A 21505-nucleotide genomic window follows, 5' to 3' on the forward strand; every position below is an offset into this window, starting at 1 on the left:
ATCCAGGGGGGAAGCCACCCGACCGCCGGCCGGCCGGCATTCGGGGGAGAGTGCCGGCCGGCCGGCCCGTCCCGGCTCAGTTCTCGGCGGTCACCGGCAGCAGCTCCGGCCGCTTCGGCGCCACCCCGTCACCCATCGACTCGCCACGCAGCTGGCGTGCGATCCACGGCACCACGTGCTCACGGGCCCACTTCAGGTCGTGGCGGCGCTGCGTCATCCAGTCCTCGCTGTGCAGCGGCGGCCACGGCGTGCTCCAGTCCTCCTCGGGCTGGAAGCCCAGCACCTGGGCCGCGCGCAGCGCGACCCGGCGGTGGCCGTCCGGCGACAGGTGCAGCCGGTCCTCGCTCCACGCGCGACGGTCGTGCAGCACCGTCATGGACCACAGGTCGACCACGCGGCAGTGGTAGCGCTCGGCCACCGACCACAGGTGGCTGTTGTAGATCGCGATCTTCCCGCGCAGCGACCGCAGGAACGGCGTGTGCTTCGGGTCGAACCCGGTGAAGATGACCACCTCGGACCCGGCGGCCCGCAGGTCGGCCACCGCGATCTCGTACACCTCGGCCAGCGCGTCCGGGTCGGAACCGGGCACCAGCAGGTCGTTGCCGCCGCCGCAGAACGTGGCGAGCCGCGGCTTCAGCTCCACCGCCAGCGGCAGCTGCTCGTCCACGATCTCCTGGAGCATCTTGCCGCGCACCGCGAAGTTCGCGTAGCGGAAACCCCGCTGGCGCGCGGAGATCATCGCCGCCAGGCGGTCGGCCCACCCGAGGTACGTGCCGTTCGGGCCGGGGTCGTCCATCCCCTCGGTGAAGCTGTCCCCCAGTGCGACGTAACTGTCCAAGCCGTCCATGCGACTGCTCCCCTCCGTACTCGCGGCACCCCCGTGACCGCGCCCATCAGGATGCCTCCCGAGGTCCGTCCCGCGCCAGCGCCGGTGGGTCCGGTGCGTCACCCGATGGTGGGGAGTGGTGTCGGCTTAGGGCGTTTCGTTCCCTCACCCGCCGTAACGTGGCGAGCCGTGTCGCGTGTACCCCTCTCGCTGCTGACGTTCGGCGCGCTGGCGATGCTGGCGGGCGTGGTCGCGGGCGTCACCCCGCTCGGCGGTGGCCCGGAACCACGCCCCGAGCAGGGCGTCGGCACGGTCCCGGGCTCGACCCCCGCCCCCGCCGGCGACGGCCCGCCGATGGACCGCGGCGGGGGAGAGCCCCCGACCGACCCGGTGTCGAGCCAGGCGACGACCCCGACCCCGGCTACCGTTCCGACACGGGTGGATACGGTGCAAATCACGCCCACACCACCGGTGCCGGTCCCACGCTCCGCACCCGACCCGACACCGACCGTGGGCATTCCCGCGGTCGAGGTGTCGCGGCCGGGCTTCCGTCCCTGAGCGGCTTGGCCCGGGCGCGCCCCGACGTTCGCCACTGGGCCGGTCGGATCTGTGACGGAGCGCCCTCCCGGCGGTATGGGCGTTCCGGCCCATTGCGGCGTCCTTTCGGGGCGGGCATGAGGGCCGGTCGGTGCCGGGCCCCCAGTGATCGGCCGTGAAGGTGCAGGCGGCCCCGGGCGTCCGACCCGCCCTGCCCGTGGTCCCCGACGGGAGACGCGACCCGCGGCGACGGGAGCACCCGATGCCCCGCCCGGTCGAAACGAGGTTGCCTCGACCACCACTCCCACGAGCCGAGGACCGCGGTCGTGCGGCGATCAGGCGTCCCGGGTGCCGCGTCGACCTGTCACCCGCGGGGTTCCCTGGCCGGCTCGTCTACAGCCCGGACTCACGCTCACGGTCATCGACGCCGGCGGCACCGGCCAGGCCAACCTCTCCGGCACCAGCTCCGGTGACACGGCATCGGCCTGTTCCCTGCCGAGCCCTCGCTCCTCGGAAACTTTCAGGGAGCCTGCCTGAAAGTTCCGGGCGGTTCTCGGGCGGCACGGTGGTCGGGTTCGGGAACAGCACCGGCCTCGTGGTGGTGAACGCCGAAGGCGCCGGCCGGACCTCGATCCACACCGGGCCCGCCACCAAACGGCGACCGGGTCACCGGACCGGCCGGGGCGGACGTGTCGGTCGCCGACTTCCCTGACCCGGTGTCGCTGGGCGGTGGCTGCGCCTACACCGCCACCGTGGCCAACGCCGGCCCCGCGGTGGACAACGCCCTGGGCTGCACCATCGTCGGCACCAACGCGGGCGAGACCATCACCGGCACCAACGGCGACGACGTGATCTGCGCCCTGGGCAGCAACGACACCCTCATCGACCACGACGGCACCGACACGCTGACCGGCGGCGTCGGCAACGACACCGCCCATGGCGGCCTCGGCACCGACACCTGCACCGTTGACGCCGGCGACACCACCACCGGCTGCTGACGGTCCCGTGCCGGCGAAGGGCCCCGCGGCGACGTCGGGCGCATGACGTCGCCGCGGGGGTCAGGGCCCGCTGCCCGGCGGAGCCGCCGCCGAACATCCCCCGGGCAGCGGGGGTCTCGCTAACCCCCGGCAGCCACGTCCAGGGGTTCGTACGCGGTGCGCAGCCGCAGCTCCGCGGCCGGGGCGGCGCCGAGGGCGTCCAGCCCGAGCAGCGCCGCGCCGACGACCGGCGGCACGTCGACCACGCGCACCCGCGCGTGCGGCGCGATGTCGCTCAACCGGTCGCGCACGGCGTCCACCACGACACCGCCGGTGTTGGTCAGCACGCCGCCGCCGAGGACCACGTCCACCTCCTCGTCCAGCAGCGCGAGCCGCCGCAACGACACGGACGCGAGCAGCGTCACCTCCTCGACCAGCCGCGCCACCACCTCGCCCGCCACGGCGTCGCCCGCCGCGGCGACCCGGAACAGCAGGGGGCACAGCACGTGCGGGTCGAACTCCACCTCCTCGAAGTGCAGCCGCTCCACGGCCTCGGCGAGGGTGCGCGTGCCGTAGTGCTCGACCAGCGCGGGCAGCAGCGCCGTCGCCGGCCCGCGCCCGTCCTCGGCCCGCACCGCGAGCCACAGGGCCTCGCTGCCGATGTGCCCGCCGCCGCCCCAGTCACCGGAGATCCGGCCGAGCGCGGGGAACCGGTGGGTCCGCCCGTCCCGCGCCACGGCGACGCAGTTGATGCCCGCACCGCACACCACGGCCACCCCGACGCCGTCCGACGTGCCCGCGCGGAGCAGGGCGAACGTGTCGTTGCCGACGACGGTCGTCCTCGACCACCCGTGCCGCTCGATCGCGGCACGCAGGTCCTCCTCCTCCTTGGGCAGGTCCGCGCCCGCCAGGTACGCGGCGGTGTGCGTGGCGATCGGCTCGTCGGCGGCCAGCCCGGCCTGCCCGGCCGCCGCGCGGGCCAGTTCCTCGAACACCTCCAGGCTGCGCGCCAGGCCGACGTTCTGCGGTGACGCGCCCGGCCCGCGGACCTGGGCGAGCACGCGCCCCTCCACGTCGACCAGCGCCACGGCGGTCTTGCTGTTGCCGCCGTCGATGGCGAGCACGCGGTCCGCCATCAAGCACCCCGGCCCGTCGCCCACGGCAGGAAGTCGCGGTTGCGCGACACCAGCTCGTCGGCGAGCTTCTCGGCAACGGCGTGCTGACCCACCAGCGGGTGCGCGAGCAACGCGTCCGCGACGCGGTCGCGGCCACCGCGCACCGCCGCGTCCAGCGCCAGGTGCTCGTACGCCGTGACGTGCGAGATCAGCCCGGAGATCGCGGGACCCACCGGCTCGACCGGCAACGCGCGCGCACCCTGCGGGGTGACCACGGCCGGCGCCTCGATCACGGCGTCGTCGGGCAGGAACGGCAGCGTGCCGTTGTTGCGCACGTTCACCACGTGCTGCTCCGCACCCGAGCCACCGGTCAACGCGTGCACCAGCTGCACGGCCGCCTCGGAGTAGTACGCCCCGCCGCGCTGGGACAGCTGCTCCGGCTTGGTGACGACGTCGACGTCGCGGTAGATGCCCAGCAGCTCCTTCTCCACGTTGGCCACGACCTCGGCGCGCGGTGGTTCGGTCTTCTGCTTCCGCACGACGTCGTCGTGGTCGTAGAAATACTTCAGGTAGTACGACGGGACCATGCCGAGCCGGCGCATCAGGTCCGCCGGCAGGCCGATGTGCTCGGCGAGCGCGTCGCCGTGCCGCTCCAGCAGCTCCGGCAGGCGGTCGACGCCGTCGACGAACACACCGCGCTCCCACGACAGGTGGTTGAGCCCGACGTGCTCCAGCCGCACGGCCGCCGGGTCCACGTCGAGCAACGCGGACGTCCAGCGCTGGAACGTGATCGCCACGTTGCACAGCCCGACGGCGCGGTGCCCCTCCTGGAGCAGGGCGCGGGTGACGATGCCGACCGGGTTGGTGAAGTTGACGATCCACGTGTCGTCACCGGCGATCCGCCGCACCCGCTCGGCGATGTCGAGCACCACCGGCACGGTCCGCAACGCCTTGGCGAGGCCGCCCGCGCCGGTCGTCTCCTGGCCGACGCAGTCGCACACCAGCGGGAACGTCTCGTCCTGGGCGCGGGCCGCCTGGCCGCCGACGCGGAGCTGGAGCAGGACGGCGGACGCGTCGGCCACGCCCTCCTCCAGGTCCGCGGTGGTGCGGACGCGTGCCGGGTGCCCGGCGTGCGCGAGCAGCCGCTGCGCGAACGCGCCGACCACGGCCAGGCGCTGCTCGTCGGGATCGACCAGGACGATCTCGTCCACGGCGAGGCTGGTGCGCCGCCCCGCGATCCCGTCGACCAGCTCCGGGGTGTAGGTCGAGCCGCCCCCGACCACGGTGAGCTTCATCCTTTGACTCCAGTGAAAGTGATGCCCTTGACGAAGGATCGCTGGGCGAAGGCGAACAGCACCACGGCCGGGATCATGGTCAGCAGGGTCACCGCCATGGCGAGGTTCCACTGCACGTGGTGCATCCCCTTGAACGACGACAGGGCGAGCGAGAGCGTCCACTGGTCCGGCTTCTCACCGGTGTAGAGCAGCGGACCGAAGTAGTCGTTCCAGGTGTACAGGAAGCAGAACAGGGCGGTCGCCGCGATGCCGGGCCGGGCCATCGGCACGACGATCCGCACCAGGGTCTGGAACTCCGAGCAGCCGTCCACCCGCGCCGCGTCCACGTAGGACTGCGGGATGGTGAGGATGAACTGGCGCAGCAGGAAGATGCTGAACGCGTCGAACAGGAAGTAGGGCGCGATCAGCGGCCACAGCGACCCGGTCAGGCCGAGGCTGGACCACGAGTCGTACAGCGGCACCGCGACCACCTGCGGCGGCAGCATCATCGCGCCGACCACGAGCAGGAACACCACGTTGCGCCCGCGCCACCGCAGCTTCGCCAACGCGTACGCGGCGGGGATGGAGGACAGCAGCATCCCGGCGGTGGCCAGCAGCGAGTACAGCATGCTGTTGCCGAGGTACTTCAGCAGCGGCGCCTTGTCGAACGCCTCCAGGAAGTTGCCCCAGTGCCACTCGCGCGGCCACAGCTCCGACGTGAACGCCTGCGAGTCCGACATCACGGCGGTCAGGAACACGAACACGATGGGCAGCGCGAACATCAGCGCCAGCGCGAGGCCGATGCTGTGCACGGCCACCCAGTCCAGCACCGCGCGCCAGTTGCGGCGGGGTCCGCGGTCCGCCGCCGGTTCGCGGGTCGGCCGGTCGAGCACGGCGGTCATGCGCCCGGACCCCCTTCCTCCTGGTGGCTGGCCCGGCGCATCCGCTGCACGAGGAACGCGGTGGCGATGAACGAGATGACGAACAGCACGGTCGCCATGGCCGCCGCGTAACCCATGTCGAAGTACCGGAAACCCTGGGTGTAGAGCCACACCGGGAACGTCAGCGTCGAGTTCTCCGGGAAGCCCAGGTACTTGGTGTTGCCGGTGAGGTCCGCCGCGCCGCTGGCCGCCGAGCCGGCGACCACCGCCTGCGTGAACAGCTGCAACGCCAGGATGATCGAGTTCACCACGCCGAACATCAGCACCGGCGAGATCGACGGCAGCGTGATGTGCCACCACCGCCGCAGCGGACCGGCGCCGTCCAGCTCGGCCGCCTCGTACTGCTCCTGCGGCACGTCCAGCACCGCCGCCAGGATGATGATCATCAGGTCGCCGGACACCCACAGCATGACCGCCGTGATGCCCGCCTTGGACCACGCCGGGTCCGCGAACCACAGCGGGCTCTGGATGCCGAACCACCCGAGCACCACGTCCAGCGGCCCGTCGTTCGGGCGCATCACCAGGAAGAACACCAGGGTGGCGGCGACCGGCGGCGCGAGCGACGGCAGGTAGCACAGCGTGCGCACCAGGCCCACGCCGGACTTGAGGCGGGCGATCACCGACGCGACGCCCAGCGCGAACACCACGCGGGCGAACGTCAGCACGACCACGAACCACAGCGTGTTGGTGACGGCGGTGAGGAACAGCTTGTCGCCGAACATGTACGCGTAGTTCTCCAGCCCGATCCACTCGGGCGGGTTGATCAGGTCGTACCGGGTGAACGAGAACACGACCGTGGCGATCAGCGGGTAGCCGAAGAACAGGGCGAACCCGATCGCCGCCGGGGCCAGGAAGGCCAGCACGGTCAGCCGGTGCCGGGCGCGGGCCCGGGACCGCCCCCGCGCGGGGGCGGTCCGGGGCACGTCCACGCGGTCGAGCGTGGCGGTCATGGCTACTTGCCGCTCTTCGCGATCTGGTCGTCGATCTGCTTGTCGACTTCCTTCAGGCCGCCCATCAGGTCGGACACCTTGCCGCTCTGCCAGGACGTCGCGAAGTCGCCGATCAGCTTGATGTGCGCGTCACCGATCGGCGTCACCGGGTTGCCCTGGAGCTTGGTGCTCTTGGCCAGGTCGATGAACGTCTTGAAGTTCTCGTCGACCTCCAGGCCGGGGTCCGCCAGCGCCGCCTTGGTGCTCGGGATGTTCTTGATCCCGTTGGCCAGCGACACCACGGTCGGGGTGTCGAACGACAGGTGCTTGATCAGCTCCCACGCCGCGCCGGGGTTCTTCGCGCCCTTCGGCACACCCATGATCGTGCCGGTGGTGAAGCCGGTGCCGTACAGGTCGGGCCGCACGGTGGGGAACGGCGCGGTGCCGAACTTGACGTTCGGCGCCTGGTCCTTGAGGAACGCGGTCCGGTACTCGCCGTCGATCATCATGGCGATCTTCTGCTGGTGGAACGCGTGGTCCGTGGAGTATTCCTGGCCGAGCCCGGCGCGGAACCGCTCCAGGTTGTCGAAGCCGTAGAAGTCCACGAGTTCCTTCTGGAACTTCAGCATCTCCGCCCACTCGGGCGTCGCCAGCGACGACTTGCCGTCCGGGCCCTCCCACTTGGCGCCGAAGTTCGGCGCCCAGATCGGCGGGCGGTTGGCGTAGAACAGCATGTTGGGCAGGAAGCCCGCGACCTCGATCGAACCGTCGGCGGCCTTCTTGGTGGTGCGCTTGGCGAAGTCCAGCAGCTCGGCCGTCGTCTTCGGCGGCGTGGTGATGCCGGCCGCGGCGAGCAGTTCCTTGTTGTAGTACAGGCCGTAGATGTCGCTCAGCAGCGGCATGGCGCAGCGGTTGCCCTTGTACTCGGTGTACGAGCGGACCGCGTCGGTGATCTGGTTGAGGTCGACCTTGTCCCGGTCGATGTAGGGCTTGAGGTCCTGGAACGAGCCGGACGAGCAGAACTGGCCGATGTTGTCGGTGGTGAACGACATCGCGACGTCCGGCGGGTTGCCGCCGCGGATGCTCGCGGTGATCTTGTCGTCGTCCTGGCTGCCCTCGTGCTTGATCTCGGCGTTGGGGTACTTCTTCTTGAACGTCTCCAGCGCCTTGGTGACCTCCTCCTGCTCGCGGGCGGAGTAGTTGCTCCAGACGGTGAGCGTGAACTTGTCGTCCTTGCCGGGCGCGGCGCCGAGGCCGCCCGGCTGGTCGGACTTGCCCGCGCCTGCCGCGCAGGCGGACAGGGAAACCGCGGCGGCCACGCACAACAACACTGCGCGGGGGACCTTGCGCATGTGCTCTCCTTCTCTCAACGTGCGGTCGGGGACGTTGCGGCCGGCGGGACGCCCGGGTCGTGGCGGGACGGCTCAGGCGTGGCGCGGGCCTCGGAAGGGTTCGGTCGTGGCGGCGGGTAGGCCGAACACCTGTTCCCTGACGACCGACAGCGCTGCGTGCAGCGCACCGGAGCGCACCGGTTTCCCGGTCACCAGGGCGAGTTGGACGGGGGTGCGGGGCACCACGAGCCGGCGCAGCTCGGCGGCGACCAGGTCGGCCAGCGCCGAACCGCCCGCCTGCGCGATGTCGCCGGAGAGCAGCACCAGCTCCGGGTCGAGGACGGTGATCACGTTCGCCGCGCCGGTCGCGATCCGGCGGGCCAGGTCGACCAGGAACTCCCGGCCGGCCGTGCCCGCGCCGAGCGCCTTGCGCACGGCCGAGCCGGCGGTGCGCGCGGAGACGCCGTGGGCGCGGGCGAGCTTCACGATGGCGGCCGAGTCGAGCAGGTCGCCGTAGCGGCTGCCGGACCGGGTCGTGCCGGTGTCGGCGGTCGCGTGGTCGGGGACCTGCATGGCGTCGATCTCGCCCGCGCCGCCGGTCGCGCCGCGCAGCAGGACGCCGTTCACGACGACCGCCGCGCCGACCGCGTCGGCGGGCCACAGCAGCACGAAGTCCTTCACGTCGGTGGCCCGCCCGGCGACCATCTCCTCCAGGGCGACCAGGTTGACGTCGTTCTCCACGGTGACCGTCGTGCCGAGCAGGGCGCGCAGCGTGCCGGGGATGTCGAAGCCCTCCCAGCCGGGCATGTGCGGCGCGTAGTTCATGCGGCCGGTGTTCGGGTCGACCGCGCCGGGTGAGCCGATCACCACGTGGTGCAGCGCGTCGGGCGTCAGGCCGGCCTGGTTGGCGGCCTTGGTGACCGCGCTGTGGAACGCCTCCAGCACGTCGGTGCGCGGCATGGGCGCGCTGTGCTCGGTGAGCAGCGCGCCGGAGATGTCGGCGATCGCGACGTCCACCGCGTCCGGGGCGAGGTCGATGGCGGCGACGTGGGCGAGCGCCCCGTTCACCGTCCAGAGCTGGGCCCGCGGCCCGCGCCCGCCGCCGCGCAAGCCGTTGCGCAGCACCGTGCCGTCGGTCTCCAGGCGGGTCAGCAGCTGGGCGGTCGCGGGTTTGGACAACCCGATGATGCCTTCCAGCTCCGAACGCGTCAGCGGGCCGTTGCGGAGCAGTGCCTCGATCGCCGCGCGGTCGTTGATCTCGCGCAGCAGGCGGGGGCTGCCGGCTCGCATCGGTTCTCCTGTCTGTTAACTTTCCAGACGATTTCGGCCACGGTAGTGACGGGGCTCACCTGTGGTCAATGCTCCGAGACGGGTCTGTTACCTCGGTTAGGTTTGCCTAAGGCACCCTGGAGGCATGACCGACACGCGTCCTGACTCGCTGGCCCGGTTGCTCGGCGGGCGGGGAGGTGCGCTGGACGCCTCCCTGCCACCGCTGGCGTTCGCGCTGGGTTGGGTGTTCAGCGGGCAGTCCATCGCCGTCGGTGCGGTCGCCGCGGTGGTGTGCGGTGTCGTGATCGGCGTGGTCCGGCTGGTGCGCGGCGAGCGCCCGCGGGCCGTCGTGGTCAGCGTGGCGCTGGTCGTGCTGGCGGCGTACGTCGCGTTGCAGACGGGGAGGGCCGAGGACTTCTTCCTGTTGCAGATCTTCTTGAACGCCGCGTCGGCCCTCGTGTGGGCGGCCAGCATCGTCGTGCGGTGGCCGTTGCTGGGCGTGGTGGTCGGTCTGATCACCGGCCAGAAGTTCCGCTGGCGCCGTGACCCGGACCTGATGCGGGCCTACCGGGTGGCGAGCTGGGCGTGGGTCGGGCAGTACGTGCTGCGGGTGGTCGTGTTCGGCGCGCTGTGGCTGGCCGGGCAGGTGGTCCTGCTGGGCCTCATGAGGGCCGCGATGACGTGGCCGTTGCAGGTGGTGTGCATCGCGGTGAGCTGGTGGCTGATCCGCCGCACCCTGCCCGCGGACCACCCCGGCCTCCGCCACCCGCGCACGACCTGAGACCACGCCACCGCTTTCGCGCCGGCCCACCGCCGGCCGTCGTCGCGTACCGCTCAGGCCGGGCGGGGTGCGGTGTCGCCGAGCAGGTCCACCGCCGCCAACCACGCCGCGCCCGCCGCGGCCTCCGTCGCGATCCGCACCGGTGCCGGCGTGCGCGCGGCCAGCTCGCCCCGCAGCCGCGTGCCGAGCGGGTGGGCCTGGACGAGGCTGCCGACCAGCACGATGGGCGTCCGGTCGGCCGGGTCGCGGTCGGCGAGGGTCAGGTCAGCCAGGACGTCCACCGCCTCGGCGATGATCCCCGCCGCCGACGGCGCGGTGTGGTGCGCCGTCACCAGCGGCGCGTAGCGGGCCAGGTTGATCGGCGCCAGGTGGTTCGCCGCGGTGATCAGGCCGCGCCACGCCTCGCGCGGCGGGGACGGCGCGAGGTTCGCCAGGTTCAGCACGGCGTCGGTGAGCGCGTCCGGCGTGTCGCGCTCCAACGCCCGCAACGTCGCCCGCACCGCCTCCCGGCCCAGCCAGTACGCCGAACCCTCGTCACCCAGCAGCCAGCCGTACCCGCCGGACGTCCGGACCAACCGGTGGTCCTCGATCTTCGCCGCGATGGAGCCCGTCCCCGCGACCAGCACGGTGCCGTCCGGCGACGCGGACCCGGTCGCGAACGCCGCCTCGCAGTCGGTGATCACCCGCATCGGGCACCGCAGCCCGGCACCCGCCCATGCCTGCTCGAACAACGCCGCCACGGTCGGGTCGGTCAGCTTGCTGGACCCCGCCATCCCGAGCACGCCGGACGCCACCTTCGCCGCGTCCAAGCCGTCCAACGCGGCCGACAACGCCTGGTTCACGTGCGTCGCCGCGAGTTCCGGCGGGTGGGAGTTGGGGTTCGCGCCACCCGCGACGCCCGCACCCAGCCTCGTCCCGTCCAGGTCCAGCACGAGCGCCCTGGTCGACGTGCCGCCCGCGTCCAACCCCACCACGAAGCCCATTCGACCGAGTATGGCGGCAAAGCCGCAGGCCCGGCACACCCGGAAGGGTTGCACCGGGCCTCGCGGAACGTGATCAGCCGGGCCGCACGACCTCCGCCCGCGAACCCGAGGCGTTGTGGTGGTGCAGCAGCAGGAGACCCTCCGCCTTGTCCTCCGCCAACGCGGCCTGGTCGCGCAGCACGGTCAACCGCGTGCCGGGCGCGGACACCCACGTCATCGCCGACTCGCCACGCACCCAGTAGCCCGGCTTGAGCGGGTCGAACGACATCGCCGCGCCCATCCGGTCCACGTACCCGCCGTCGTTGCCGGGCGCGGGGTACGCGCCGGTCGTCCGCACCCCGTAGTCCAGCCGCGCCGACGTGCCGCCCGGGTCGATGCCCAACGCGGTCAACGACACCGGCAGCACCACGACGTCGCTGTCCATCACGTTGGTGTCCACCTCACCGTGCTGGCCGTTGACCGGCTGCTCGTCGACGACCGCGTTGTCGGAGGCGCGGGTGGTCCGCGCCAACCACACGTCCGCCACCACGTGCCCGTTGGTCGTCGGCTTCACCACCCTGATCCGGTAGTCGGCGTTCCCGTCGCGGTCGGTGTCGATGCGGACCTCCGGTGTGGTGCCCGTGCCGAGCGTGGCCCAGTTGTGCCACGTCGCCACGCCGAACGCGAGCAGCGCGCCCGCCGACCGGTCGCCGGGCGCGGTGGACGTCGCGCCGACGTACCGCAGGTCGCCGCCCTTCGCGGTCTCGTTGACGGCGCAGTCGGTCTGCACGTCGTCGGTGCAGTCCGGCAACCGCGGCGACGTGCCGTGCAGCTCGAACGCGCTGACCAGCGACCGGTACGCCCGCGCGCCCTCGCCCTGCGCGAGCCCGCGACCACCCAGCCGCAGCACGCCCTGGTCGCCCTCGAACGCGAGACCGGTCGCCGACACCTCCGCCACCGGTTTCGGCGCGGCGTACACGGGGACCCGCAGCACCCGGTCGACGCTCTTGAGCACGATCCGGCCGGACGCCTCGGCGAGGAACTGCCGCGCCACCCCGGACTGCTCCGCCTGCACCGTGGGGTCGCCGACCTTCCGCAACGCGTCACCGTCCACCCGCAGCACGACGCGTACCCGCGCGGAACCGCCGGGAGGTACGGCCATGGCGGGCGGCCACACGTCGAACCGCGTGCCGGGCACCTCGGTCGTCGACTGGTAGTTCACCGTGACGGCACGCGGCAGGCGGGACTTGTTGACCACCGTCACCACCTTCGTCCGCGTGACCTGCCCGGCCACCTCGACCGGGCCGAAGCTGACGCCGACCGAGCCGGGGTCGTCCTCGACCATGGCGAGCAGGTCGGTGCCGACGGCGGCCGACGCGTTCACCCGGCCCGCGCCGACCCGCATCGGCGCCTCGGGCAGGCCGGACGTGTTGTCGTCGCCGGACTTCACGTCAGCGGTCGCGGTGTTGACCAACGCCGCCTTCACCTCCTCCACCGACCAGCCCGGGTGCTTCTGGCGCACCAGCGCGGCGATGCCCGCGACGTGCGGCGACGCCATGGACGTGCCGCTCTGGCTGACGCCCGCCGCGCCGGTGCCCGAGTGCGCGGACGTGATGGTGTCGCCGGGCGCGGCGACGTCCGGCTTCGCGGCGACCGCGCCACGCACACCGCGTGACGACGTCGGCGTGATGGTGTCGCCGAGCCGGGGCGAGTCGGACAGCACGGAACCCCGCAGCGCGCCGCGCATCCGCACCTCCGCGCCGCCCGCCTCGACCAGCGGGCGGACCCGCTCGGACGCGGTGCGGGTGAACTGGAACACCGGGATGGCCGCCGTGCCGCCGATGGCGGCGATGAAGCTGTCCCGCGTGGACGGCAGCAGCACGCCCACCGCGCCCGCCGCCGCGGCGTGCTCGGTGCGCGGCGCCGAACCGCACTTGCGGGTCGCGTCCACGTCGTCCCACGCCAGCCAGACGTACTTCCCGGCGAGGTCCTGGTCGACCGGCGCGCAGCCGTCCGCGTTCGCCGGGTCGGCGACGGTCACCACCGGCGCGGTGCGGTCCAGCTCCGGGTAGCCGGTGTAGGCGACGCTGTACTGGCCGGGCTCGTCGCCCGCGCCGGTCACCGAGACGCCGTCCAGGACGGCGAACGAGTCCCGCGAGTTGGCCACCGTCAACGCCTCCGGCGTGTTGCCCGGCGAGCCGCCGATGTCGTAGAGGTCGCCACCGTTGCCCGCCGCCGCGACCACCACGACGCCGTGCTGCACGAGCTTGCGCACGAAGAGGTTGTCGGGGTCGTCCTGCGCGCCGTAGTCGGCGCCCAGCGACAGGTTGACCACGTCGAGGTGGTCGGAGAAGTCGCCGTCGCCGTTCGGGTCGAGCGCCCAGTCCATCGCCTGCCCGGCCAGGCCGGTGGTGCCGGTGCAGCCGAACACCTTCAACGCGTACAGCGACGCACGGGGAGCGGTGCCGGGACCGACCCGCATGGTGTTGAGGACGCCCGGCGTGAGGGAGCTGTAGTCGCCGGTGAACGTGCTGCCGTCGGCGTTCTGGCCGTAGCCGGCGGCGGAACCGGCGACGTGCGTGCCGTGGCCCTGGCAGTCGATCGGGTTCGGGTCGGGCGCGGGCACGGTGTCGGCGCCGGTGTAGTCGTCGCCCACGAAGTCGTGGCCGCCGACGACCTTGGGGGTAGGCGTCCACGGCCCGGTGCGGTCGACCGCCTGGTACGCCTCCCGCGTGCCGGGTCCGCCGAAGTCGGCGTGCGTGTAGTCGATGCCGGTGTCGATGACGCCGATGCGGACGCCGTCACCCAGCAACCCGGTCCGCTGCCACGCCTGCACGGCCCTGGTGAGCCGCACCGCGCCGGAGTTGCGCACGGATTTCGGCACCGCCCGGCGGACGGCCTTCACCTCGGGCAGCGCGGCCAGGGCACGCACCTCGGCGGCGTCGGCGGTGACCACCACGCCGGGCACCGCGTTGGTCGTGCGCGCGACGGCCTTGGTGCCGGGGTCCTTGTCCCGCAGCACGTCCAGCACCCGGTCGGCCTGGACGTCGGTGCGCTGCCGGGTGGCCCGCGCCGCTTCCGCGGCCTGGCCGTCGCCCGCGCCGCGGGCCTTCTGGTCGGCGAACTCCTGGGCGGCCGGGGTGGTGGTGAGTTCGACGAACGCGGTCACCGCGCCGGTCTCCCCGGCGAGCGACGCGCCGACCCGTTCGGACGCCGCGGCGGGTGCGGGTGCGGCCCGGGCGGGTGCGAGCGGTGCGGCCGGCACCTCGTCCGCGCCGGCGGCCGAGGTGAGGGTGGCGAGCAGGGCGGCGGCGGTGGCGGCGGACGCCCACACCACGCGGCGGTGTTTCATCGGAACCTTTCGTCAGCCGGGTCGGGGGCGGCCGGTCGGGTGGTTCAGCCGGAGCGGACGGGTGAGGTGGTCGGGCGGAGTGGTCCGGGCGGGGCGGTCGGGGTGGTCGGGGACGGGTGGGTGCGGGTGGACCGGCCCGGTCGGCCGGGGACGGCGGGTCGGGTATCCGGTGGAGTCGACTGGGCCGATCGGGTCATCGGGTGGGCGGGGTGGCCGGGCTCGCGGGTGATGCGGGGGCGAACGGAGCGCGACCGGGCGGTTGCGAAGGGTGGGCGGGACAGCGAATCATCGGACGATTCGCCGCCTTTGAGGTCCGGCCCGCGCCGCAGGCGCCCCACGCCCACGCGGGCGGTCGCCCGGTGCCGGAAGGGTCCGGGCACGGGGCCGCGGGTGCGTTCGCCGGGTGGGGCCGGGCGGGTCCGCGCGTGGTGCGGTCGCGCCCGCTGGGATCGGGCCTGGAGGTGCGGGCGTGCTCGCCGGGTGGGGACCGGGCGCGGGGCGGCAGGTGCGCCCGCCGCGTTCCGGGAGGGCAGGGGGTGGGATCCGGTGCGGGGCCGCGATCCGCAGGTCCGCGGGCGGTGTTCGGGGTTCCCCGGCCGGGGGTGGCATGGCGGGCGGGCATCCCGGCGTGAGCCGGGCGAGCACTGCGCGACGTACAACCCCCGAAACCCCTTCTCGTGGCCCGCCGGCGACGACCCGGCCGGCAGCCGGGTCATCGAGCCGCCAGATCCTCCCGATCACCGCGTCGCCGCGCCAGGGCTTCCGCCCGCTTGTCCTCCGACCCGGTGACCACTGGCCGCCGGACGGGGGACGTCCCGGCGGCTAACCGAGGTCGCCCAGCCACTGCTCCATCCCCGCCACGTGCACGGTCGACCACGAGCGCGCCAACTCGGGCTGGTGCGCGGCGACGGCCTCGACGATGGCGCGGTGCTCGGCGACGGTCCGCTCGACCGCGCCGGCCCGCGTGATGCCGCGCCAGATGCGGGTCCGCGCGCTGGGCCCGGCCAACGTGTCCAGCAACCGCGCCAGGTAGGCGTTGCCCGAGCACCGCGCGATGGCGTGGTGGAACTCCAGGTCGTGCTCGACCAGCTCGGCCACGGACCGCGCCTGCTCCACGGCGTCGCACAGCGCCCGCAGCACCACCACCTCCTCGGGCGTGGCGCGCTGCGCGGCCATCGCCGCGGCGGCGGGCTCCAGGATGCGGCGCACCTGGAGCACCTCCAGCACGGAGTCCTCGCCGCGGTGCAGGTCCAGCACGAACGACAGCGCGCCGAGGAGGTCGTCGGCACGCAGGCTGGACACGTAGGTGCCGTCACCCTGCCGCACGTCCAGCACCCGCACCAGCGACAACGCCTTCACCGCCTCGCGCAGCGAGTTGCGGGACAACCCGAGCCGCTCGGCGAGGTCGGCCTCCCGGGGCAGGCGGTCGCCTGGCTTCAGCTCTCCCGACGTGATCATTTCCTTCACGCGCAGGATGGCGTCGTCGGTGACTGCCACGAGGAACCTCCGTAGACCTCGGATGTCTGGACCCAAGTATGGGCCACCACCTCGGCCGTTCGGCTCCCGGACGCGCGTTTGGAGTATTACTAACGTTAAATATCAAGATTCGGTTATCTTCCCACCGCACGTGACGGCGACCACCGGTTCCCGCCATAATGGTCTGGACCATTTGAGGAGGGACCTTGGACACGGTTGTCGCAGCTCCGCGAGCGCTGCTCGGTCGCACCATCACCGGCCCTGCCAGCGTGCGCGTGCGTGCGGGTCGGATCGTGGAGGTGGTCCAGGGCGCCCCGCCCTCGGGCGCCGAGGTGCTGACCAGCGGACTGCTCACCCCGGGCCTGGTGGACGTGCAGGTCAACGGGGCGGTCGGCGTCGACTTCGCCGAGGTGGACGACGAGCGCATGCGCACCGTCGCCCGCGCCCTCCCGCGCACCGGGGTGACCCGCTTCGTGCCGACGCTGATCACCGCGCCGGTGCCGGTCGCGCTGCGCCAGGCCCGCGCCGTGCTCGCGGCGTCCGCCGCGCTGCCCGCGGACTCCGGCGCGCGACCGCTCGGCGTGCACCTGGAAGGCCCTTTCCTGTCGCCCAAGCGCCCCGGCGTGCACGACCCGGCGCTGATGGTGGAACCCGGGCCGGCGGAGATCGACCTGCTGCTGGCGGACGACCTCGTGGGCCGCCTGCGGATGGTCACGCTGGCCCCGGAGCAGCCCGGCGGCCTGGCGGCCGTGCGGCGGCTGGCCGAGGCGGGCGTGCTGGTGGCGGTCGGCCACAGCGACGCCACCGGCGAGCAGACCCGCGCCGCCGCCGAGGCGGGCGCGCGGATGATCACCCACCTGTTCAACGCCCAGCGCCCGCTCGGCCACCGCGAACCCGGCGTGCCCGGCGTGGCGCTGGTGGACGACCGGTTCACGCTCGGCCTGATCGCCGACCTGGCCCACGTCGGCCCGGACGTCTGCAAGCTGGTGTTCGCCGCGGCCGGGCACCGGGTCGCCCTGGTGACCGACGCGGTGGCGGCGGCGGGTATGCCGCCGGGCACCTACCAGCTCGGCGGCGAGGTCGTGGTGCTGACCGAGGACGGCGTGCCGCGCTCGCCGGAGGGCACCATCGCGGGCAGCGCGCTCACCATGGACCGGGCCGTGCGCAACATCGTGTCGGTCGGCGTGGACCTGGCGGACGCCCTCGTGTCGGCCACCGCCGTGCCGGCGGACGTGCTCGGCGAGCCGACCCTGGGCCGCCTCGCGCCCGGCGCGGTCGCCGACCTGGTCTGGTGGGACGACGACCTGCGGCCCCGCAAGGTGTGGGTGGACGGCGAGGTCGTGTTCGACGCGGAGGTCGGCCTCAGCCCCGAGCTGGCCACCGCGCACTGACCACACGACAACGGCCCGGCGCCCCGAGAGGGGAGCCGGGCCGTTGCCGTGTGGTCAGCGGGTCCGGGTGACCTTGTTCAGGCCGCGCGGGCTGTCCGGGTCGCCGCCACGCGCGATCGCGAGGCCGTGCGCCAGGCGCTGCACCGGCAGGATCTCCAGGATCGGCGCGACCTCCTCGGCCGTCTCGGCGACCGGGATGCGCAGCGCCGCCGCGACCTTGTCCGCCGCCGAGCCGACCGCGAGCACGTCCGCGCCACGCCCGTGCACCACGTCCAGCACGTCGTGCATGGCCTCGCCGCCCTTGCCCGCGCTGGTGACGGCCAGCACGGCGGTCTCGCCGTCCACCGCCGCCACCGGGCCGTGCAGCAGGTCCGCGCCGGAGTACGCCCGCGCCGCCAGGTAGCTGGTCTCGGCGAGCTTGAGCGCCGACTCCATGGCCGACGGCAGCGAGTACCCGCGCGCGGTGGTCAGCACGCGGTCCACGAAGCGGTACCGCTGGACGGCCTCCGCGACCGCGTCCGCCGAACCGTCCAGGGTGGACCGGGCGAGGTCGCCGATGCCCTCGACGGCCGCGCCGTTGCCGCCGCGGATGGCGTCCACCAGGAGGTACAGGGCGAGCAGGGTGGCGGAGTAGGTCTTGGTCGCCGCGACCGCCTGCTCCACGCCCGCGCCGATGTCGACGGACAGCTCGGCCGCGCTGTTCAGCGGCGAGCCGGCCGTGTTGGTGACGGCCACGGTGAGCGCGCCGCGCTCCCGCGCGGACTGCGTCACCTCCAGCAGGTCGGGCGAGCCGCCGCTCTGGCTGACCGACACCACGAGCACGTCCCGCAGGTCGGGGCGCGCGCCGTAGAGCGTCGTGGTGGAGGGCGACACCAGGCCGGCGGGCAGCTGGAGCAGCACCTCCGTCAGGTACTTCGCGTAGATCGCCGCGTGGTCGGACGAACCACGCGCGGCCAGCAGCACGAACCGCGGCTCGCGCGCGCGGATGACGTCCGCGACGGCGGCGATCGACGAGCGCCGGGCCACCAGGTCCGCGAAGATCGCGGGCTGCTGGTCGATCTCGGCCGACATGTGCCTGCCGGGCTGGGGATCGGTCATCGGAGTCGCCCTTCTGAGCTGCTGGCGGCGATGCGCTCGGCCGCGGCACGCAAGCACACCCGTGAACCGCCATGGGTGTTCACGCGGGCACCGGTGCCCAGGTCGGGACCCGGCACGCCGGTCTCGACGTGCACTAGGTCTAGACCAATAGTAACCAGCGAGCGGACCAGGTCGCGAGCCCACGGGAAGCGATGCGCCTCTCGCGTGACCACCACGACCGGGCGCCCGCCGGCCGCCGCCGCGACCGCTTCGGGGTCCCGCTCCGCGAGCACCGTCGTGCCCGGCAGCAGCTCGACCAGGTACGGCCCGAGACCCCACGGCACCTCGTCGCCCACCGCGATGGACGCCTTGACCGCCAGGTCCAGCACCACGGGCGGACCGGACAGCGCCAGGTCGCCGGTCACCTCCAGCGCCCGCCGCGCCGCGACCAGCCCGATCTCCGGGTCGTGCCCGTTCACCGCGGCGGGCGGCGCGCCCAGCGCGGCGGTCCGGCGGGCCGCCTCCTCCAGCCGGGCGCGCGGCAGGACGCCGCTCTCCACGGCCGCGACGATGCTGTCGATCAGCCACTGCAACCCGGCGTCGTCCAGCGGCTCGCCGCCGAGGCACAACGCGTCCACGCCCGCCACCAGCGCCTGCACCGAACCCTGCGCGAGGTCGCCGCCGACGGCCTTCATGTCCAGCCCGTCGGTGATCACCGCGCCGGTGAAGCCCAGCTCCTCGCGCAGCACCCGCACCGCCTCGGGGTTCAGCGTCGCGGGCAGGTCGCCCCACGCCGACACCACCAGGTGGCCCGTCATCACCGCCCGGACACCGGCCCGCACCGCGGCGCGGAACGGCACCAGCTCGACGTCGTGCAGCTCCTGGACGGTCCGCGGCAGCACCGGCAGCGCCTCGTGCGAGTCCACCGACGACGCGCCGTGGCCCGGGAAGTGCTTGGCGCAGGCCGCGACGCCCACCGCCTGCACGCCCTCCACGAACGCCGCCACGTGCCGGCCCGCCAGTTCCGGGTCCGCCCCGAACGCCCGCACGCCGATGACCGGGTCCTCCAGGGTCAGCGACAGGTCGGCCGACGGCGCGAGGTCCAGGCTGACCCCGCACGCCGCGAGCCGCGCGGCCATGGACGCCGCCACGGCCCGGGTCAGCGCCGGGTCGTCCGCCGCGCCCAGCGCGTGGTTGCCCGGCACCTCCGACCCGACGGCCGCGTCCAGGCGGGTGACGTCACCGCCCTCCTCGTCGATGCCGATCACGACGTCCGGCCGCACCGCGCGCAACGCGGCCGAGAGCGCCGTGACCTGGGCGTCGTCCACGACGTTGCGGCCGAAGAACACCACACCGCCGAGCCCGTCCTCGACCCTCTTGAGCAACCACTCCGGAGCCGTCGTGCCGTGGAACCCCGGGAGGAGCACAGCAGCGGCGAGCCGGTGCAACGACATGTCTGGTTATCCCTTCACGGCGCCGGCGGTCACGCCGGACACCATCTTCCGCTGGACGATCAGGAAGAACACCAGCACGGGCAGGGTGAACAGCGTCGAGGCGGCCATCGCGCCGCCCCAGTCGGTGCCGAACGCGGTCTGGAAGCCGGACAGCCAGACCGGCAGCGTCTCCTTCGCCTGGTCCTTCATCAGCGACAGCGCGTACAGGAACTCGTTCCACGCCGTGACGAAGGCGAACACCGACGTGGCGACCAGACCCGGGCCCAGCAGCGGCAGCGTGACGCGGCGGAACGCGCCCCACCGGCCGCAGCCGTCCACCATCGCGGCCTCTTCCAGCTCCAGCGGGATGCCGTTGACGAAACCACGCAGCGTCCACGCGCAGAACGGCAGCGTCACCGCGAAGTAGATCAGCGCCAGCGACGGCAGCTTGTCCAGCAGGTCCAGGTCACGCATCATCAGGAACATCGGGATCAGCAGCGCCTCGAACGGCGCCATCTGGGCGACCAGCATCAGCAGCACGAAACCCTTGCGGCCCTTGAACCGCAGGCGGGACATCGCGACCGCCGCGAGCAGGCCGACCAGCAGGGCCGCCAGCACCGCCGTCAGCGAGACCAGCAGGCTGTTGCCGAGCGAGCGGAGGAAGCCCTCCTTGTTCCACGCGGCGGCGAAGTTCTGCGCCGTCACGCTGAGCGGGATCAGGTCGTAGCTGCTCGACGACAGGTCCCTGGTCGGTTTGAACGCCGACGTCACCATCCAGTACGTCGGGAACGCGAAGAACAACGCGAGCACGACGGCGATGACGTTCGACGACACCTTCTTGGCGATCACAGGGTGCCCTCCTGCTTGATGAGCCGGCGCAGGTACTGGAAGGTCAGCACGCCGAGCAGCACCATCATCACGACCGACACGGCCGCGGCGACGCCGAAGTGGCTCTTGGAGATGCCTTCGAGGTACTGGAGCACGGGGAGCGTGGTGCTCGCGCCGTCCGGGCCGCCCTTGCGGAACGCCCAGATCTGGGTGAAGACCTTGAAGTCCCACAGCATGGACAGGAAGGTCAGCATCATCACCAGCGGGCGCAGCTCGGGCCACGTGACCGAGCGGAACGTCTGCCACGGCGACGCGCCGTCGATCGCCGCCGCCTCGTACTGGTCGCGCGGGATGCCGATGGCGCCCGCGTACAGCGAGAACGCGAGGAACGGCACCGCCTGCCAGACGACCAGCAGGCCGATCACGGCCAGCGTGGAGGTGCCGGTGGAGAACCACGAGTAGCCGGCGAAGCCGTCGAACCCGAGCTTCACCAGCGTCTTGTTGAGGATGCCGTACTGCTGGTCGAAGATCCACTGGTAGACCGTGGTGGCCGCGATCAGCGGCATCGCCCACGCCAGCAGCATGGTGACTTGGAGGACGATCCGCACCACCGGGCTGACCTGCCGCATCAGCAACGCGATCAGCAGGCCCGACAGCACCGAGAGGCCGACGACGGCCACCGTGAAGATGACGGTGCGCGCGGTGATGATCCAGAAGTCGGGGTTGCCGAGGATCTCGGTGTAGTTGTCCAACCCGACCCAGACGACCTCGCCGCGGGTCAGCTCCTTCAGGTTCAGCTTGCGGAAGCTGGTCACCAGCAGGGACAGGACCGGCCAGCCGATGAGCCAGAGGATGGCCGCGAACGCCGGGGCCAGCAGCAGGTAGGGCAGCAACCGGTCGAAGGAGCTGCCCCGACGGCGCGGCGCGCCGCCCGGTGCGGCACGCCGGGGTGCCGACTTGTTCGTCGGCACCCCGGCGTCGGTGGTGTGGACCGCCGTCATGCTGA

General features: G+C 73.0%; 17 protein-coding genes. 3 read left to right on the top strand and 14 right to left on the bottom strand.

What is annotated here, in order from left to right:
* Positions 1-76: 76 nt before the first annotated feature.
* The gene (locus tag KZQ38_RS17030) at positions 77-847 is read right to left on the bottom strand and encodes an SGNH/GDSL hydrolase family protein (protein ID WP_219443080.1); all 771 of its coding nucleotides are present in this window, start codon (positions 845-847) and stop codon (positions 77-79) included.
* Between the two features lie 1232 nt (positions 848-2079).
* On the opposite strand from KZQ38_RS17030, the gene KZQ38_RS17035 reads away from it, so the two are divergent.
* On the top strand, positions 2080-2361 hold the full coding sequence (locus KZQ38_RS17035) for a calcium-binding protein (protein ID WP_219443081.1): 282 nt from the start codon (positions 2080-2082) through the stop codon (positions 2359-2361).
* Between the two features lie 119 nt (positions 2362-2480).
* Here the strand turns inward: KZQ38_RS17035 and KZQ38_RS17040 are convergent, their stop codons facing one another.
* The 6 genes from KZQ38_RS17040 to KZQ38_RS17065 form a co-directional block, all read right to left on the bottom strand.
* Positions 2481-3476, bottom strand: coding sequence for an N-acetylglucosamine kinase (locus KZQ38_RS17040; RefSeq protein WP_219443082.1), 996 nt, complete (start codon positions 3474-3476; stop codon positions 2481-2483).
* Positions 3476-4750 carry a 6-phospho-beta-glucosidase gene (locus KZQ38_RS17045; RefSeq protein ID WP_219443083.1) on the bottom strand — a complete coding sequence of 425 codons (1275 nt, stop codon included), beginning with the start codon at positions 4748-4750 and terminating at the stop codon, positions 3476-3478. The genes KZQ38_RS17040 and KZQ38_RS17045 overlap by 1 nt, the downstream gene beginning before the upstream one ends.
* Positions 4747-5631 (bottom strand): carbohydrate ABC transporter permease, encoded by an 885-nt coding sequence (locus KZQ38_RS17050; RefSeq protein ID WP_219443084.1) that lies wholly within the window; start codon positions 5629-5631, stop codon positions 4747-4749. Before KZQ38_RS17050 ends, KZQ38_RS17045 begins: the two co-directional genes overlap by 4 nt.
* Complete coding sequence (locus KZQ38_RS17055; RefSeq protein ID WP_219443085.1) at positions 5628-6620, bottom strand: carbohydrate ABC transporter permease; 993 nt, start codon at positions 6618-6620, stop codon at positions 5628-5630. The genes KZQ38_RS17050 and KZQ38_RS17055 overlap by 4 nt, the downstream gene beginning before the upstream one ends.
* A gap of 2 nt (positions 6621-6622) precedes the next feature.
* A complete protein-coding gene (locus tag KZQ38_RS17060) occupies positions 6623-7951 on the bottom strand; it encodes an ABC transporter substrate-binding protein (RefSeq protein ID WP_219443086.1) in 1329 nt (442 codons plus the stop codon).
* Positions 7952-8023: 72 nt separating this feature from the next.
* On the bottom strand, positions 8024-9220 hold the full coding sequence (locus KZQ38_RS17065; RefSeq protein WP_219443087.1) for an ROK family transcriptional regulator: 1197 nt from the start codon (positions 9218-9220) through the stop codon (positions 8024-8026).
* Between the two features lie 124 nt (positions 9221-9344).
* Between KZQ38_RS17065 and KZQ38_RS17070 the strand changes: the two genes are divergently transcribed.
* A complete protein-coding gene (locus KZQ38_RS17070; protein WP_219443088.1) occupies positions 9345-9980 on the top strand; it encodes a DUF3159 domain-containing protein in 636 nt (211 codons plus the stop codon).
* Positions 9981-10033: 53 nt separating this feature from the next.
* Here the strand turns inward: KZQ38_RS17070 and KZQ38_RS17075 are convergent, their stop codons facing one another.
* From KZQ38_RS17075 to KZQ38_RS17085, 3 genes are all read right to left on the bottom strand, one after another.
* Positions 10034-10963 (bottom strand): N-acetylglucosamine kinase, encoded by a 930-nt coding sequence (locus KZQ38_RS17075; protein WP_219443089.1) that lies wholly within the window; start codon positions 10961-10963, stop codon positions 10034-10036.
* A gap of 73 nt (positions 10964-11036) precedes the next feature.
* Complete coding sequence (locus KZQ38_RS17080) at positions 11037-14294, bottom strand: S8 family peptidase (RefSeq protein ID WP_219443090.1); 3258 nt, start codon at positions 14292-14294, stop codon at positions 11037-11039.
* 822 nt (positions 14295-15116) lie between these two features.
* Positions 15117-15791: a FadR/GntR family transcriptional regulator gene (locus KZQ38_RS17085; RefSeq protein ID WP_219443091.1), complete on the bottom strand. Its 675-nt coding sequence runs from the start codon at positions 15789-15791 to the stop codon at positions 15117-15119.
* Between the two features lie 185 nt (positions 15792-15976).
* Here KZQ38_RS17085 and nagA point away from each other — a divergent pair, with 185 nt between their 5' ends.
* Positions 15977-17161 carry an N-acetylglucosamine-6-phosphate deacetylase gene (gene nagA / locus KZQ38_RS17090; protein ID WP_219443092.1) on the top strand — a complete coding sequence of 395 codons (1185 nt, stop codon included), beginning with the start codon at positions 15977-15979 and terminating at the stop codon, positions 17159-17161.
* Between the two features lie 54 nt (positions 17162-17215).
* Here the strand turns inward: nagA and KZQ38_RS17095 are convergent, their stop codons facing one another.
* The 4 genes from KZQ38_RS17095 to KZQ38_RS17110 are packed head-to-tail and all read right to left on the bottom strand — an operon-like array spanning position 17216 to position 21500.
* The gene (locus KZQ38_RS17095) at positions 17216-18259 is read right to left on the bottom strand and encodes an SIS domain-containing protein (protein ID WP_219443093.1); all 1044 of its coding nucleotides are present in this window, start codon (positions 18257-18259) and stop codon (positions 17216-17218) included.
* Entirely contained in the window at positions 18256-19692 is a 1437-nt protein-coding gene (locus KZQ38_RS17100) for a glycoside hydrolase family 3 protein (protein ID WP_219443094.1), read from the bottom strand. Before KZQ38_RS17100 ends, KZQ38_RS17095 begins: the two co-directional genes overlap by 4 nt.
* 6 nt (positions 19693-19698) lie before the next feature.
* Positions 19699-20520: a carbohydrate ABC transporter permease gene (locus KZQ38_RS17105; RefSeq protein WP_219443095.1), complete on the bottom strand. Its 822-nt coding sequence runs from the start codon at positions 20518-20520 to the stop codon at positions 19699-19701.
* Positions 20517-21500: a carbohydrate ABC transporter permease gene (locus KZQ38_RS17110; protein ID WP_219443096.1), complete on the bottom strand. Its 984-nt coding sequence runs from the start codon at positions 21498-21500 to the stop codon at positions 20517-20519. The genes KZQ38_RS17105 and KZQ38_RS17110 overlap by 4 nt, the downstream gene beginning before the upstream one ends.
* Between the last annotated feature and the right edge of the window lie 5 nt (positions 21501-21505).

The sequence above is a fragment of the Saccharothrix obliqua genome, from assembly GCF_019375475.1.
GTDB classification, from domain to species: domain Bacteria; phylum Actinomycetota; class Actinomycetes; order Mycobacteriales; family Pseudonocardiaceae; genus Actinosynnema; species Actinosynnema obliqua.

Excerpts from the sequence above, each read along its gene's own strand:
- KZQ38_RS17030 (WP_219443080.1), bottom strand. The coding sequence starts at position 847 with ATGGACGGCTTGGACAGTTACGTCGCACTGGGGGACAGCTTCACCGAG.
- KZQ38_RS17040 (WP_219443082.1), bottom strand. The coding sequence starts at position 3,476 with ATGGCGGACCGCGTGCTCGCCATCGACGGCGGCAACAGCAAGACCGCC.
- KZQ38_RS17045 (WP_219443083.1), bottom strand. The coding sequence starts at position 4,750 with ATGAAGCTCACCGTGGTCGGGGGCGGCTCGACCTACACCCCGGAGCTG.
- KZQ38_RS17050 (WP_219443084.1), bottom strand. The coding sequence starts at position 5,631 with ATGACCGCCGTGCTCGACCGGCCGACCCGCGAACCGGCGGCGGACCGC.
- KZQ38_RS17055 (WP_219443085.1), bottom strand. The coding sequence starts at position 6,620 with ATGACCGCCACGCTCGACCGCGTGGACGTGCCCCGGACCGCCCCCGCG.
- KZQ38_RS17060 (WP_219443086.1), bottom strand. The coding sequence starts at position 7,951 with ATGCGCAAGGTCCCCCGCGCAGTGTTGTTGTGCGTGGCCGCCGCGGTT.
- KZQ38_RS17065 (WP_219443087.1), bottom strand. The coding sequence starts at position 9,220 with ATGCGAGCCGGCAGCCCCCGCCTGCTGCGCGAGATCAACGACCGCGCG.
- KZQ38_RS17070 (WP_219443088.1), top strand. The coding sequence starts at position 9,345 with ATGACCGACACGCGTCCTGACTCGCTGGCCCGGTTGCTCGGCGGGCGG.
- KZQ38_RS17075 (WP_219443089.1), bottom strand. The coding sequence starts at position 10,963 with ATGGGCTTCGTGGTGGGGTTGGACGCGGGCGGCACGTCGACCAGGGCG.
- KZQ38_RS17080 (WP_219443090.1), bottom strand. The coding sequence starts at position 14,294 with ATGAAACACCGCCGCGTGGTGTGGGCGTCCGCCGCCACCGCCGCCGCC.
- KZQ38_RS17095 (WP_219443093.1), bottom strand. The coding sequence starts at position 18,259 with ATGACCGATCCCCAGCCCGGCAGGCACATGTCGGCCGAGATCGACCAG.
- KZQ38_RS17100 (WP_219443094.1), bottom strand. The coding sequence starts at position 19,692 with ATGTCGTTGCACCGGCTCGCCGCTGCTGTGCTCCTCCCGGGGTTCCAC.
- KZQ38_RS17110 (WP_219443096.1), bottom strand. The coding sequence starts at position 21,500 with ATGACGGCGGTCCACACCACCGACGCCGGGGTGCCGACGAACAAGTCG.